The following is a 12927-nucleotide window of genomic DNA, read 5'->3' as shown; positions in this document are numbered from 1 at the left end:
CGGACATGAAGCCTCAGGCGGTTTCGGTCACCTTCGGCGCGCACTGGCGGACGCCTTCCTCGACATGCTCGGCGAACTGCTCGAAATTGTCGCAGAAGAGGTCGACGAGCTTGGCCGCGGTGCGGTCGAACTCGCCCTGGTCGGCCCAGGTCGAGCGCGGATCGAGGATCGCGCTGTCGACGCCGGGCACTGCGACCGGCACTTCGAAGCCGAAATAGGGGTCCTTGCGGAACTCCGCATCGTTGAGACTGCCATCGAGCGCGGCGTTCAGAAGCGCGCGGGTCGCCTTGATCGGCATGCGCTTGCCGGTGCCGTACTTGCCGCCGGTCCAGCCGGTGTTGACCAGCCAGCAGGTCACCCCGCCCCTGGCGATCCGCTCCTTGAGGAGGTTGCCGTAGACGCTCGGGTGGCGCGGCATGAAGGGCGCGCCGAAGCAGGTCGAGAAGGTCGCCTCGGGCTCGGTGACGCCGATCTCGGTGCCGGCGACCTTGGCGGTATAGCCCGACAGGAAGTGGAACATCGCCTGGTCGGGGGTGAGCCGCGCGATCGGGGGCAGCACGCCGAACGCGTCGGCGGTCAGCATGATGATCGTCTGCGGCACCGGCCCCATGTTCTTTTCGGAGCTGTTGGGGATGAAGTCGATCGGATAGGCGCCGCGGCTGTTCTCGGCGAGGCTGTTGTCGTCGAGGTCGAGCTCGCGCGTTTCCTCGTCGATCACGACATTCTCGAGCACCGTGCCGAAGCGGCGCGTGGTCGCATAGATCTCGGGCTCGGCCTCTTCCGACAGGCGGATCATCTTGGCGTAGCAACCGCCCTCGAAGTTGAAGACCGCCGTGTCCGACCAGCCATGCTCGTCGTCACCGATGAGCGTGCGGTTGGGGTCGGCCGAGAGCGTGGTCTTGCCGGTGCCCGACAGGCCGAAGAAGACCGCGGTGTCGCCGTCGGGGCCGATATTGGCCGAGCAGTGCATCGGCATGATGCCGTCCTGCGGCAGGAGATAGTTGAGGAGGCCGAAGACGCTCTTCTTCATCTCGCCGCCATACTGCGTGCCGCCGATCAGGATCAGCTTCTTGGTGAGGTTGATCGCGATCACCGTCTCCGAGCGGCAGCCGTGGCGCTCCGGATCGGCCTTGAAGCTCGGCAGGTCGATGATCGTGTAGTCGGGAACGAAGCCGGCCAGCTCGTCGGCCTCGGGCCGGACCAGCATTGTGCGGATGAAGAGGTTATGCCAGGCGAGCTCGTTGATCACGCGGACGCGGACCCGGTGCTCGGGCTGCGAGCCACCGAACAGGTCGGCGACGAACAGTTCGTCCTTCTGGCCGAGCGCGGTGAGGAAGTCCTCGTGCAGGCGGTCGAAGGCCGCGGGATCCATCGGCTTGTTCGACTTGCCCCACCAGATGGTCTCCTCGGTGGTCGCGTCGCGGACGATGAAGCGGTCCTGCGCGCTGCGGCCGGTATGCGCGCCGGTCTTGACGACCAGGGGCCCGTCCTTGGCGATCAGGCCTTCGCCGCGGCGGACGGCTTGTTCGTACAGCGGCGCGGTCACCAGATTCCAGTGCAGCTTCGCGGGCGCGGAAATGCCCTGCGCCTCCAGCCCGAAGGAAGGAACCCTGGTCACCACTTCTACCCCTTTCGCTCATGCTCAAGCGGCGGCTCACCCAGACACCGGGGCCGCCGCCGCATACGTATGCGTTGAATGAAGCGCCTATGCGCGAAAAAGGTTGCCCGGGTCAAACCGGGTGCCCCGCCTTGAAGCGGTCGGGGCGGTTGGGCTACGGGACCAGACCATGACGAGCCCGGTCATCGCGCTGGTGGATGACGACCGCAACATCCTGACCTCGGTCTCGATCGCCTTGCAGGCGGAGGGCTTCGTCACCCGACTCTATCCCGATGGCACGACCGCGCTGAGGGCACTGGCCGACAATCCGGCCGATCTAGGCGTGTTCGACATCAAGATGCCGGGGATGGACGGGCTCTCGCTGCTGGCGGCGCTGCGCTCGAACGGCGGCGCGGCGGCGGCGATGCCGGTCATCTTCCTGACCTCCAAGGACGAGGAGCAGGACGAGGCGCACGGGCTCGCCGCCGGGGCCGACGACTATATCGCCAAGCCTTTCAGCCAGCGGCTGCTGGTCGCCCGCATCCGCGCCATCCTGCGCCGCGCCGAAATGGCCCGGAACGTCGCCACGCCCGGCGACGAGCCCGCCCCCGCGGTGATCGAGCGCGGGCGGCTGACGATGGACCCCGCTCGCCACCAGGTGAGCTGGGCGGGCAAGCCGGTGACCCTCACCGTCACCGAATTCCTGATCCTTGAGGCGCTCGCCCAGCGCCCGGGCGTGGTAAAGAGCCGCAACCAGCTGCTCGACGTCGCCTATCAGGAGGACGTGTTCGTCGACGACCGGACGATCGACAGCCACATCAAGCGGATCCGCCGCAAGTTCCGCGCCAGTGATCCCGGCTTCGACGCGATCGAGACCCTCTATGGCGTCGGCTACCGGTTCAGCGATGGCTGACGATTATCGCAAGGCCCGGCTCGGCGGGCAGCTGCGCTGGCGGCTGTCGCGGCGGATCCTCGCGGTCAATCTCATCATCCTGCTCGTGCTGGCGCTGGCGCTGCTGTTCCTCGACAGCTTCCGCAACCAGCTGCGCGCCGAGCGCGAGGCGCAGACCGCCAATATCGCCGAAATGGCCGCGGGCGCGGTGGCGCGCATGGCGCCCGGCGACATCGACCCCTATCTCTCTTCGGTCGGCCGGATGACGGGGGCCAGGCTCCGCCTCTACGGTCCAGACGGCGCGCGGCTGAGCGACAGCTGGACCGCGACCGGCCCGACCTACCGGCTGCGCGATCCCGCGCTCCAGCCCTGGACCAAGGCGATCGCCCGCGCGCTCGACCGCGGCTTCAACGCGCTGGTCGGCCAGCCCCAGCTCGCCGACTTCGCCGAGCCCGCCGACGACCGGCTGCAGCGCTGGCCCGAAGCGCTCGCCGCGAAGCGCGGCCCGGGGATGAGCGGCGCGGTCCGCAATGCCCCCGACCTCACCCCCGTCATCTCCTCGGCGATCGCGGTCCCGGGCGAGAGGGTGCTGCTGGTCACCTCGAACGACCGCGACTTCACCCGCACAGTCCGCGAGGAGCGCGCCAAGCTCGCCACCGGGCTGTTCGCCGCCGCACTCGTCTCTTTCCTCCTCTCTTTCTTCCTTGCCCGGACCATCGCCCGGCCGCTGCACCGGCTGGCGCTCGCCGCGCACCGGGTCCGGCTCGGCCGCTCGCGCGAGGTGCGCGTCCCCCGCTTCACCAAGCGGCGCGACGAGATCGGCCTGCTCGCCCGTGCGGTCAGCGACATGAGCCAGGCCCTGCGGCTGCGGATCGACAATATCGAGGCGTTCGCGGCCGACGTGACCCACGAGCTGAAAAACCCCCTCGCCTCGCTCCGCAGCGCGGTCGACGGACTCGACCGGATCGAGGATCCCGCCCTGCGCCGCCAGCTGCTTGACGTCGTCCGCCAGGACGTGCTTCGGCTCGACCGGCTGATCGGCGACATCGGCGAGGCGGCCCGGACCGATGCCGAGCTCGCCCGCGCGGCGTTCGAACCGGTCGACCTCGGCACGCTCGTCGGCCAGATCTGCGAAGGCTGGGAGCAGCGCCGGCTGACCGGCGACGTGCGAATCGCCTTCGCCCGCCCGCGCGCCGCCTCGGCGATCGTGCTCGGCGAGCCCAGCCGCCTCGCCCGCGCGATCGACAACCTCATCGACAATGCGATCAGCTTCTCGCCCGCCGGCGGCCTCGTCGAGGTCGCGGTCGCGCATGTCGGCGACGAGGTGCGGATCCGGATCGACGACGAGGGCCCGGGCGTTCCCGCGCAGGTTCGCGAAGCCATTTTTAACCGCTTCGTCTCAGTAAGGCCCGAGGGGGACGATTTCGGTCGTCACTCGGGACTCGGCCTTGCGATCGCGCGTGCGATCGTGAAGGGCCATGACGGGGAGATTGACGTGGCCGACCGCGACGACGCGCCTTCGGGCGCCCGCTTCACCATCCGCCTGCCGGCCGCGCCGGCGGAAGGGCGTGAGGCATGAACATCCGCCTCTCGAACGAGACGCTGCACGCCAGCACGGTGGCCATCGACGGCCGCGCGGTGCTGATTTCGGGCCTGTCGGGCTCGGGCAAGTCCGACCTCGCGCTGCGCCTGATCGACCGCGGCTTCACCCTCGTCGCCGACGACCAGACCGTGGTCCAGAAGCGGGGCGACCGCCTCTACGCAAGCGCACCCGCGAGCATTCGCGGCAAGCTCGAGATCCGGGGCTTGGGAATCGTCCCAATGGCCGTCACCGAGGACGTGCCGGTGGCGATGGCGGTCGAACTGACCAGCGACGTCCAGCGCATGCCCGACGATTCGCGCGAACGAGTCATCTGCGGGCTGAGCGTTCCGCTGATCAGCATCGACGCCCTTACCGCCTCCGCCCCGTCCAAGGTGGCGCTGGCGCTCGACCGCTTCGGCCTCAAGTGACCGGGACGCGGCGCTCGACCCAGGCTCGGGTGCCGCGCCTCCTGCTCGTCACCGGCATGTCCGGCGCGGGCAAGTCGACCGTGCTCGACGCGCTCGAGGACATGGGCTGGGACACGGTCGACAACCTTCCGACCGCCCTGCTCCACGACTTCGTCACGGGCTCCGACCGCATTTACCGCACCGCCCATGTCGCGGTCGGCATGGATGCGCGCAGCCGCGGCTTCGACCCCCATTCGTTGCCGGGGCTGCTCCAGTCGATCCCCGGCGTCCGGCCCGAGATCCTCTATCTCGACGCGACCGGGGCCGAGCTCATCCGCCGCTATTCCGAGACCCGGCGGCGCCATCCGCTCAGTCCCGATCGCCCGCCCGAGGACGGGATCGGGCGCGAGCGCGACCTCACCGCGGCGCTCCGCCTCGCGGCCGACTCGGTACTCGACACGACCGACCTCAAGCCCGCGGACCTGCGCGACGAGCTTCGCCGCCGCTACGGGGACGAGGGCGACGAACTGGTGGTGACGATCACCAGCTTCGGCTTCTCGCGCGGCATCAGCCGCACCTCGGACCTCGTCTTCGACCTGCGCTTCCTGCCCAATCCGCACTGGATCGACGCGCTTTGCCCGCTGACCGGCGCCGACGCGCCCGTCGCCGATTTCGTCGCCGCGCAGGACGGCTGGGACGAGTTCATGACCCGCACCGAGGAACTGCTGGCCTTCCTCCTCCCGCGCTACTGGGACGCGGGCAAGACCTATGTCGGGATCGCCTTCGGCTGTACCGGCGGGCGACATCGTTCGGTCGCCGGCGCGCTCGCCATGGCAGAACGGTTGCGCGCACGCGGCTTTTCGCCGAATATCCGGCATCGAGACCTAGGCCTCCGCCCCGATGATTCTCTCGAAACGGGCCAGGAGCGCGTTGAAGGACCAAGAGACCAGTAGAATGATCGGATTAGTGCTGGTGACCCACGGCCGCCTCGCGGCCGAGTTCATCGTCGCCATGGAACATGTGGTCGGCCCGCAGGATGCGATCGCCGGCATCTGCATCGGCCCCGACGACGACATGGAAGCGCGCCGCAAGGACATTGCGGACGCGATCGCGCGGGTCGATCGCGGCGCGGGCGTGATCATCCTCACCGACCTGTTCGGCGGAACCCCGTCCAATCTCGCGATCAGCCTGATGAAGTCGGGCGACATCGAGGTCATCGCCGGGGTCAACCTGCCGATGCTGATCCGGCTCGAGGGCGCGCGCAAGGCGATGAACGTGCGGGCCGCGGTGGCCGCGGCGCGCGAGGCCGGGCGCAAATATATCTCGGTGGCCAGCGAGATCCTTGGCGAGGCCGCCGCTTGAACGCCGTCAGCCGTATCGTCCGGATCGAGAACAAGCGCGGGCTCCACGCCCGGGCGAGCGCCAAGTTCGTCACCTTGGCGAGCGAACTCACCTGCTCGGTCGAGGTCGCCAAGGACGGAAACAAGGTCTGCGGGACCTCGATCATGGGGTTGATGATGCTGGGCGCGGCGCGCGGCGATTCGATCGAGATCAGCGCCGCGGGCGACGGCGCCGACGAGGCCGTGGCGAAGCTCAGCCGGCTGGTCGAGGACAAGTTCGGGGAGGAATAGCCCTCCCCCGCCGCTTGCTGCTAGGGCGCCTTCCATGCCGCGCCACATCACCTCCTTCTCCAATGACACCGTGAAGTTCCTCCGCTCGCTGCGCGACAAGAAGGCGCGGCGGCAGGCGGGCCTGTTCCTCGCCGAGGGGCTGCGGATCATGGCCGAGGCGCGCGAGGCGGGAATCCTTCCCGCGGTGGTCGCCTGCGCCGAGGGCGAACTCCATCCCCTCGCCGCCGAGATCGTCGCCGAGGCGGAGGCCGCCGGCGCCGAGGCGATCACCGTCCCCGACGAGATCCTCGCCAAGATGAGCGGCAAGGACAATCCGCCGCTCCTCCTCGGCGCCTATCGCCAGCCGCGGCTCGGGCTCGCCGACCTCGACCGGACGAACGCCGACCTCTGGATCGTCGCCGAGAAACTGCGCGACCCCGGCAATATCGGGACCATCCTCAGGACCGGCGACGCGGTCGGCGCGGGCGGGCTGATCCTCGTCGACGACAGCGCCGATCCCTTCAGCGTCGAGGCGGTGCGCGCGAGCATGGGCGCGATCTTCACCCAGAGAATAGTGCAGGTGCCCTGGTCGACTTTCCTCGCCTGGCTGCGAGAGGGGCCGGGGCAATTGGTCGGGACCAGCCTCCAGACCGATCACGATTATCTCGAACCGACGTACGAGAAGCCCTGCTTTCTGATGGTCGGCAACGAGCAGGCCGGGCTGCCCGAAGACTATGAGGCCGAGTGCGATCTCCTCGTGAAGATCCCGATGCACGGCAAGGCCGACAGCCTGAACGCCGCGGTCGCGACCGCGATCATGGCCTTCCAGATCCGGGCGAGCTGGCGCTAGCGGGCGTTCATCTTGGCGTTGCTACGATGGCGCAATGAAGATCGCGACGATCCTGCTGACGGCCTCCCTCCTCGCCGCCTGCGCGAGCGGACCGCCGCCCGTTCTCCCTCCCGAGATGAACGTCCGGCCGGTGGTCCAGAAGGACAATCTCGATGGCCGCTGGACGATCGCGGCGCTGAACGGCCAGCCGATGACCGGCCTGTTGCTCGAGTTCGCGGGCACGACGCTGAGTGCCAGGCTCGCCTGCAACGGCGGGAGCGGGACGATCAGCCGCAATGGCGACAAGCTGATGCTCGACCGGTTGATGATGACCGAGCGGGCTTGCACGCCCGACATCCAGCGGATCGACGATCTGGCCGGCGTGGTCCTGCGACTGCCGATGACCATGGAACTCACACCGCCGAATCGGCTTAGGTTGGTGAATGAATCGGGGTCGATCGACCTCATCCGCCAAGGGAGTTGAGATAATGCGCCTTGCGATCCTTGCCACCGCCGCCGCCGTCACCTTGTCGGGCTGCGAGACGATGATGCCGCCGCCGGGCGGTCCGCCTCCCGTGGCCGGAGCGAGCTACCGCGCGAGCGGGACCGAGCCTTTCTGGGGCCTGACCCTCGACGGGCGGCAGATGGTCTTCTCCAACGCCGATGGGATGCGCGTCGCCGAACCCCAGCCGCGTGCGATCCACGGGTTCGCGGGCGACATCTACCAAGGCCGCCGGATCAACCTCAACATCGTCCACGGCCAGCGCTGCAGCGACGGGATGAGCGACCGGACCTATCCCGACAAGGTCCAGGTCAGCGTCGACGGCCGCCGCTTCGAAGGCTGCGGCGGCCCGGTCGAGACCGCGCAGTCCGGGACGGTCGAGGGCGACTGGAACGTGCTTGCGGTCGGCCGCCAGCTCGTCTCGGGCGACAGTTACAAGCTGTCGCTCGCGGGGGGTCGGCTGAGCGGCCAGTTCGGCTGCAACCGGATGAGCGGCCCCTATCGGATCGAGCGCCAGACGCTCGTCGCGGGTCCGGTCGTCGCCACCCGCATGGCCTGCCCCGACATGCGCGCCGAGACCGCGGCGAGCCAGATCCTCGCTCAGCCGATGCAGATCGCCTGGACGACCAGCGGCAACCTCATCCTGTCGAACGCGGCAGGCGAGATCCGGCTGGCGCGCTAGCCTATTCGGCGGCGATCGCGTCGTCCGGAGCGGCGGGTGGCGCCAGTTTCGTCAGCGGACGGGGGGCGACCTCGACCAGAGGCGGCGAGGTGATCTCCTTGTTGCTGCCTGAGCCCAGGCCCTCGAACCTCTTGGCCTGGGTGAAGACCTGGGTCTCGAGGCTTCCGACCATCTTGTTGTAGGCGTCATTGGCGGTCGCGAGATTGCGGCCCATGCGGACCACATGCTCAGCCATGGTCGCGATGCGCGAATGGAGTTCCTTGCCAAGCGCGGCGATGACCTCGGCCTGCTCGGTAATCTTCTCCTGCCGCCACACGCTGGCAACCGTCCGTGCGATGGCGACGAGATTGGTCGGGGTGGCTAGCAGCACGCGCCGTTCGAACGCCCAGTCCCACAGCTGCGGATCCTGCTCGAGCGCGGCGGTGAGGAAATGCTCGCCCGGGATATACATGATGACATAGTCGGCCGCTTCGCCGAACTGCGCCCAATAGTCCTTAGAACCAAGGGCCTGCGCATGGTTGCGCATCGAGGCGACGTGCAGCTTGAAGCAGGCCTGCCGCCGCTCCTCGTCGACCTCGTCGCAGGCGTCGAGGAAGGCGTTGAGCGAGCATTTGGCGTCGATCACCAGCTTGCGGTTGCTGGGCAGGTTCACGACGACGTCGGGACGCAGGCGACCGTCGGCGGTCTCGAGACTGACTTCCATTTCGAAGTCGATGCCTTCCGTTAGGCCCGCCTGGACCAGCACGTTGCGCAAGCTCTGCTCGCCCCAGCGGCCGCGGGCCTTCGGGCTCGAGCGAAGCGCGTTGACAAGGTTGCGGGTCTCGTCGCGCACCTGGCTATTATCCTTGCGCAGTTCGCCAAGGACGCCGCGCAGCTCGCCGTAGCTGTCCTTGCGCTCGGCCTCGACCCGCTGCAGCCCTTCCTCGTAGCGCTTGAGCGTCTCGGACACGGGCTGGAGCAGGGTCTGGAGCTTGGCCTGACTTTCGAGATCGGCCTTGCTCAGGCGCTCGTCGGCCTTGGCGAGGAAGTCGGCTTGCGCCTTTTCGAGCAATTTGTCGCCGACCTCGCGGAACTGGACCACCAGTTCGTCGCGCGACTTGCGGAGGTCGGCGAGCCGTTCCTCGAAGCTCTTCACCTCGGTCTCGAGCCCCGCCTTCAAGCGCAGCGCCTCGTCGCGCTCGGCGGTGCGCTGCTCGAGCACCCGCTCCACCTCGGCAAGCCGCTGGAGTCGCTCGGCGGCGCTGGCGATGTCGCCGCGAAGATTGCCCGCATCGTCCTGGAGCGCGCGGTGACGCTCCTCGAGCTCGGCATAGCGCTGGGAAATGACCCGCGACGCGGCGAGCTCACCGGCGAGCGAATCGCGCTCTTCGGTCACCGCCTTGAGGCTTTCCTCGACCTGGACCGATCGGCGGAGCTGCTCGGCGGCGACCGCCTGATCGCGTCCGAGCGTCGCCACCTGATCGCGCAATTGCGCGGCTTCGGCGGCGGAAGCGGCCGCCGGCCTGCTGCCGAGGAACCAGCCGAGCAGCACCCCCGCCACGGCGATGACCCCGACCAGCACTGCTACCATCCACGCGTCCACGACCCGCCCCCAATCTCAAACAGAACAGAGCAAGAACTAGACTGTTCGGGCGCCGGACACAACGACTTGGCCGCCCGCTCCTTCCCGGCTAGGGCCCGCGCCCATGAGCAAGTACAAGGATCGCCTCGCCCTCGTCACCGGTGCCAGCCGCGGGATCGGCGCCGCCATCGCCGAGGCGCTGGCTGGGCAAGGCGCGCACGTCATCCTGACCGCCCGTTCGGCCGCGGGCCTCGAGCAAGTCGAGGAGCGGATCCACGCCGCCGGCGGCACCGCCACCATCGCCCCGCTCGACCTCGGTAAGGCCGAGGACATCGCCAAGCTCGCGCAGGCGATCTCGGGGCGCTGGCAGACGCTCGATTTCCTCGTCCTCAATGCCGGGATGCTCGGCAGCCTGACCCCGGTCGAGCATATCGACGTCAAGGAATATGCCCGGATCATCAACCTCAACCTGCTCGCCAACCAGGCGCTGATCGCGGCCTTCGATCCGATGCTCAAGGCCTCGGACAAGGCCGAGGTGGTGGCGGTGACCAGCAGCGTCGGGACGACCCCGCGCGCCTTCTGGGGCGCCTACGGGTCGAGCAAGGCGGCGCTCGAATGCCTGCTCGGCACCTATGCCGACGAGACGGCCTATACCGGCAAGCTCAGGGTCACGATCCTCGACCCCGGCGCGACCCGCACCCGGATGCGCGCGCTGGCCTTTCCCGGCGAGGAGCCGAGCGAGGTCAAGCCGCCCGAGCGGGTGGCCGAGCGGCTGGTCGAGCTGCTGGGCGAGGAGCGCGAGACCGGCGCGAAGGTGCGGGTCGACTAGCGGCGGGCGGCCGCGGTCGCCAGCTTCTCGAAGAATGCTTCCCGCTTCTTGGCCAGGTCGTCGCTGAGCGCGCTCGGCCAGGCGCTTAGCGCCACGATGACGAGCCGGTCCTTCGGCCGGACCCAGATCTGCTGGCCGAAGATGCCGCTGGCCCGGAAGCCGTTGGGCTCGATCCACCAGAAATAGCCATAGCCGCGGCCAGGCTCCTTGAACGGCTGGTGGATGGCGGTGGCCTCTGGCACCCAGTCCTTCGCCAGCAGGCCATGGCCGTTCTCGAGCATCAGCTGCCCCAGCCGGCCGTAATCGCGCAGCCGCATCGAGATGCAGCAGCCGGCGATGGGTTGGCCCGCGGCATCGACCTGCCAGGCGGCGTCCGCCTCCATCCCGTAGCGTTGCCAGATGCGGCGGCTGGCATAAAGGTTGATCGGCTCGCCGACCGCGCGGGCGAGGATCGTGCCGGCAAGGTTGGTCTCGCCGGTATTGTAATGGAAGACGCTCCCCGGTGCGGCGGCGCGCGGCAGGCGCTTCATGTAGTAAGCGATGACGTCCTCGCCCGGCGGAGTGGCGAGGCTGAACATGCGCGCGACGTCGCTCTTGGGGTCGGTATAATCCTCGTTCCACTTCGCGCCCGAGGACATGGTCAGCACCTGCGCGACCGTGACCCCGTCATAGGCGCTCCCCTTGAGTTCGGGGACGAAGCGCGTGACCGGGTCGGTGAGCGCGAGCTTGCCGTCCGCCACCGCCGCCCCGAACAAGGTCGAGGTCAGCGACTTGGCGACCGAGAAACTGGTCCAGCGCTGGGTCGGCCCGAAACCCCGGGCGTAGCGCTCGAGCCGGACCTTGCCGTCCTGGAGGACGAGCAGCCCGGCGGCGTTGGTCCCGGCCATGAACCGGGCGACTTCGGCCTGGCTGATGGCAAGACGACGCCCGGCGGGAAGTGCGCGGACCACCTTCCCCGCCTTGACCGGCGCGGTCGGGAAGATGGTCTCCATCGCGCGGAAATTCCTGTCGCGCTGGGCCTGGTTCCAGAACAGGACCTCGGCGCCGGCCTTGCGCAGGCGCTCGGCGACCGCCGGGTCGACCGGGGTCTGCGCGGTGGCGGGCACGACGCCAAGCAATGCCGCCGCCAGGATGGTCCAGCTCTTCATTCGCCCCTCCGCATCGTCACCTGCGCGACATCGATCCCGCCGCCGCGGAAACCCCCTTCGCAATACGTCAGATAATAGCGCCACAAGTCGTGGAAGTCCGGGCTGAATTCCTTCAGGCGCCCCGCTTCGACCGCGATGTCGTACCGCTCCCGCCAGAGTCGCAACGTCTCGGCATAATCGGGGCCGAAGCCGAGCCGGTCCTCCCAGCTCAGGCCGCAGACCTGCGCAAGATCGCTGAACACCGGCTCGGACAGCAGCATGCCGCCCGGAAAGATGTAGGTCTGGATGAAGTCGGCGCTGCGGGCATAGGCGTCGAACAGCTCGGGCCGGATGGAGATATATTGCAGCGCGGCGATCCCGCCGGGGCGGAGCGCGCCGGCGATCGCCTCGAGATAGGCCGGCCACCAGCGCCGCCCGACCGCCTCCACCATTTCGACGCTGGCGAGCTTGTCGTAAGTGCCCCGATGGTCGCGATAATCCTCGAGGAGGATGGCGATGCGATCGGCCAGGCCCTCTTCGGCGATCCGCCGCTCGGCCCAGGCCTTCTGCTCGGTCGAGAGGGTCAGCCCGGTCACCACCGCGCCGCGCCGGGCCGCCGCGATGGCGAGACTTCCCCAGCCACAGCCGATCTCGAGCAGCCGGTCGCCGGGCTGGAGGTCGAGGCGGTCGAGGATGGCCGCGGTCTTGGCGGCCTGCGCCTGTTCGAGCCCTTCGCCGGGAAACGCGAAGATGGCGCTCGAATAGTTCATTTCCGCGTCGAGCCAGGCGGCGTAGAAGTCGTTGCCGAGGTCGTAATGGGCAGCGATGTTCTCACGCGCCTGACCTGGGGCATTGTCGCGCCACGTATGGGCCAGCCAGTTGACCAGCCGGAACACGCCCTTGGCGCGCGCGGTGCCGCCGAGGCTGGCCGCATTGCGCATGAACATGTCGAAGAGCGGGACCGGATCGGGCGAGGTCCATTCGCGCCGGGTCCACGCCTTGTACCAGCCGACGCTCCCGCTGGTGGCGAGGCGGACCAGCGCAAGCCAGCTCCGGAGCTCGACCACGGGTTCGGGCCCGGGAGCGTGGAAGCCGATTCCACGACGACTGCCGTCGGGAAGCGTCGCGTGGATGCCGCCTTCGCGCAGCCGCTCGTCGAGCTGGTCGAGGATCCGGGCGAAGGCCGGTGCGACGAGGCGGCCGAGGAGGCCCGCCCCGGTGGCGAAGCCGCGGTCGGCATTGAGGAGATGGGCGCCGCGGCTGGCCATGGCCTTGCCTAGGGCCAAGCCACGCTCCTGTTCAACTCGTT

The 12927-nt window shown here is 68.8% G+C and carries 14 protein-coding genes; 10 read left to right on the top strand and 4 right to left on the bottom strand.

Annotated features, from left to right (window positions below; all coding sequences use genetic code 11):
* Positions 1-13 precede the first annotated feature (13 nt).
* On the bottom strand, positions 14-1618 hold the full coding sequence (locus BS69_RS0102940) for a phosphoenolpyruvate carboxykinase (protein ID WP_425423517.1): 1605 nt from the start codon (positions 1616-1618) through the stop codon (positions 14-16).
* Between the two features lie 169 nt (positions 1619-1787).
* On the opposite strand from BS69_RS0102940, the gene BS69_RS0102935 reads away from it, so the two are divergent.
* The 9 genes from BS69_RS0102935 to BS69_RS0102895 are packed head-to-tail and all read left to right on the top strand — an operon-like array spanning position 1788 to position 8101.
* Entirely contained in the window at positions 1788-2510 is a 723-nt protein-coding gene (locus BS69_RS0102935) for a response regulator transcription factor (RefSeq protein ID WP_029940490.1), read from the top strand.
* Positions 2503-4068 carry a sensor histidine kinase gene (locus BS69_RS0102930; RefSeq protein ID WP_245605097.1) on the top strand — a complete coding sequence of 522 codons (1566 nt, stop codon included), beginning with the start codon at positions 2503-2505 and terminating at the stop codon, positions 4066-4068. The genes BS69_RS0102935 and BS69_RS0102930 overlap by 8 nt, the downstream gene beginning before the upstream one ends.
* The gene (locus BS69_RS14150; RefSeq protein WP_029940488.1) at positions 4065-4499 is read left to right on the top strand and encodes an HPr kinase/phosphorylase; all 435 of its coding nucleotides are present in this window, start codon (positions 4065-4067) and stop codon (positions 4497-4499) included. The genes BS69_RS0102930 and BS69_RS14150 overlap by 4 nt, the downstream gene beginning before the upstream one ends.
* Positions 4496-5431 carry an RNase adapter RapZ gene (gene rapZ, locus BS69_RS14145; protein WP_245605096.1) on the top strand — a complete coding sequence of 312 codons (936 nt, stop codon included), beginning with the start codon at positions 4496-4498 and terminating at the stop codon, positions 5429-5431. Before BS69_RS14150 ends, rapZ begins: the two co-directional genes overlap by 4 nt.
* A gap of 1 nt (position 5432) precedes the next feature.
* Positions 5433-5840 carry a PTS sugar transporter subunit IIA gene (locus BS69_RS0102915; RefSeq protein ID WP_029940486.1) on the top strand — a complete coding sequence of 136 codons (408 nt, stop codon included), beginning with the start codon at positions 5433-5435 and terminating at the stop codon, positions 5838-5840.
* Positions 5837-6109 carry an HPr family phosphocarrier protein gene (locus BS69_RS0102910; protein ID WP_029940485.1) on the top strand — a complete coding sequence of 91 codons (273 nt, stop codon included), beginning with the start codon at positions 5837-5839 and terminating at the stop codon, positions 6107-6109. The genes BS69_RS0102915 and BS69_RS0102910 overlap by 4 nt, the downstream gene beginning before the upstream one ends.
* A 34-nt stretch (positions 6110-6143) precedes the next feature.
* A complete protein-coding gene (locus BS69_RS0102905; protein ID WP_029940484.1) occupies positions 6144-6938 on the top strand; it encodes a TrmH family RNA methyltransferase in 795 nt (264 codons plus the stop codon).
* A gap of 34 nt (positions 6939-6972) precedes the next feature.
* Positions 6973-7401, top strand: a complete 429-nt coding sequence (locus BS69_RS0102900; protein WP_029940483.1) for an META domain-containing protein — start codon at positions 6973-6975, stop codon at positions 7399-7401.
* A 4-nt stretch (positions 7402-7405) separates the two neighbouring features.
* Positions 7406-8101 carry an META domain-containing protein gene (locus tag BS69_RS0102895; protein ID WP_029940482.1) on the top strand — a complete coding sequence of 232 codons (696 nt, stop codon included), beginning with the start codon at positions 7406-7408 and terminating at the stop codon, positions 8099-8101.
* 1 nt (position 8102) lies between these two features.
* Here BS69_RS0102895 and BS69_RS0102890 read toward each other — a convergent pair whose 3' ends face one another.
* Entirely contained in the window at positions 8103-9683 is a 1581-nt protein-coding gene (locus BS69_RS0102890; RefSeq protein ID WP_029940481.1) for a DNA recombination protein RmuC, read from the bottom strand.
* A gap of 103 nt (positions 9684-9786) precedes the next feature.
* Here BS69_RS0102890 and BS69_RS0102885 point away from each other — a divergent pair, with 103 nt between their 5' ends.
* Complete coding sequence (locus BS69_RS0102885; protein ID WP_029940480.1) at positions 9787-10491, top strand: SDR family NAD(P)-dependent oxidoreductase; 705 nt, start codon at positions 9787-9789, stop codon at positions 10489-10491.
* Here the strand turns inward: BS69_RS0102885 and BS69_RS0102880 are convergent.
* Both BS69_RS0102880 and BS69_RS0102875 read right to left on the bottom strand, forming a co-directional pair.
* Entirely contained in the window at positions 10488-11639 is a 1152-nt protein-coding gene (locus BS69_RS0102880; protein WP_051676485.1) for a serine hydrolase domain-containing protein, read from the bottom strand. The genes BS69_RS0102885 and BS69_RS0102880 overlap by 4 nt on opposite strands.
* Positions 11636-12886, bottom strand: a complete 1251-nt coding sequence (locus tag BS69_RS0102875) for an SAM-dependent methyltransferase (RefSeq protein WP_029940478.1) — start codon at positions 12884-12886, stop codon at positions 11636-11638. Before BS69_RS0102875 ends, BS69_RS0102880 begins: the two co-directional genes overlap by 4 nt.
* Positions 12887-12927: the final 41 nt, after the last annotated feature.

It is taken from the genome of Sphingomonas astaxanthinifaciens DSM 22298, from assembly GCF_000711715.1.
GTDB lineage: Bacteria > Pseudomonadota > Alphaproteobacteria > Sphingomonadales > Sphingomonadaceae > Sphingomicrobium > Sphingomicrobium astaxanthinifaciens_A.
The sequence above is the reverse complement of the archived record's forward strand: the minus strand, read 5'-3'. Positions and strand labels throughout refer to the sequence as shown.

What these genes read in the sequence shown, in the direction of transcription:
- BS69_RS0102915 (WP_029940486.1), top strand. Translation starts at nt 5,433, where the DNA reads ATGATCGGATTAGTGCTGGTGACCCACGGCCGCCTCGCGGCCGAGTTC.
- BS69_RS0102895 (WP_029940482.1), top strand. Translation starts at nt 7,406, where the DNA reads ATGCGCCTTGCGATCCTTGCCACCGCCGCCGCCGTCACCTTGTCGGGC.
- BS69_RS0102880 (WP_051676485.1), bottom strand. Translation starts at nt 11,639, where the DNA reads ATGAAGAGCTGGACCATCCTGGCGGCGGCATTGCTTGGCGTCGTGCCC.
- BS69_RS0102885 (WP_029940480.1), top strand. Translation starts at nt 9,787, where the DNA reads ATGAGCAAGTACAAGGATCGCCTCGCCCTCGTCACCGGTGCCAGCCGC.
- BS69_RS0102930 (WP_245605097.1), top strand. Translation starts at nt 2,503, where the DNA reads ATGGCTGACGATTATCGCAAGGCCCGGCTCGGCGGGCAGCTGCGCTGG.
- BS69_RS14150 (WP_029940488.1), top strand. Translation starts at nt 4,065, where the DNA reads ATGAACATCCGCCTCTCGAACGAGACGCTGCACGCCAGCACGGTGGCC.
- BS69_RS0102935 (WP_029940490.1), top strand. Translation starts at nt 1,788, where the DNA reads ATGACGAGCCCGGTCATCGCGCTGGTGGATGACGACCGCAACATCCTG.
- BS69_RS0102875 (WP_029940478.1), bottom strand. Translation starts at nt 12,886, where the DNA reads ATGGCCAGCCGCGGCGCCCATCTCCTCAATGCCGACCGCGGCTTCGCC.
- BS69_RS0102900 (WP_029940483.1), top strand. Translation starts at nt 6,973, where the DNA reads ATGAAGATCGCGACGATCCTGCTGACGGCCTCCCTCCTCGCCGCCTGC.
- BS69_RS0102905 (WP_029940484.1), top strand. Translation starts at nt 6,144, where the DNA reads ATGCCGCGCCACATCACCTCCTTCTCCAATGACACCGTGAAGTTCCTC.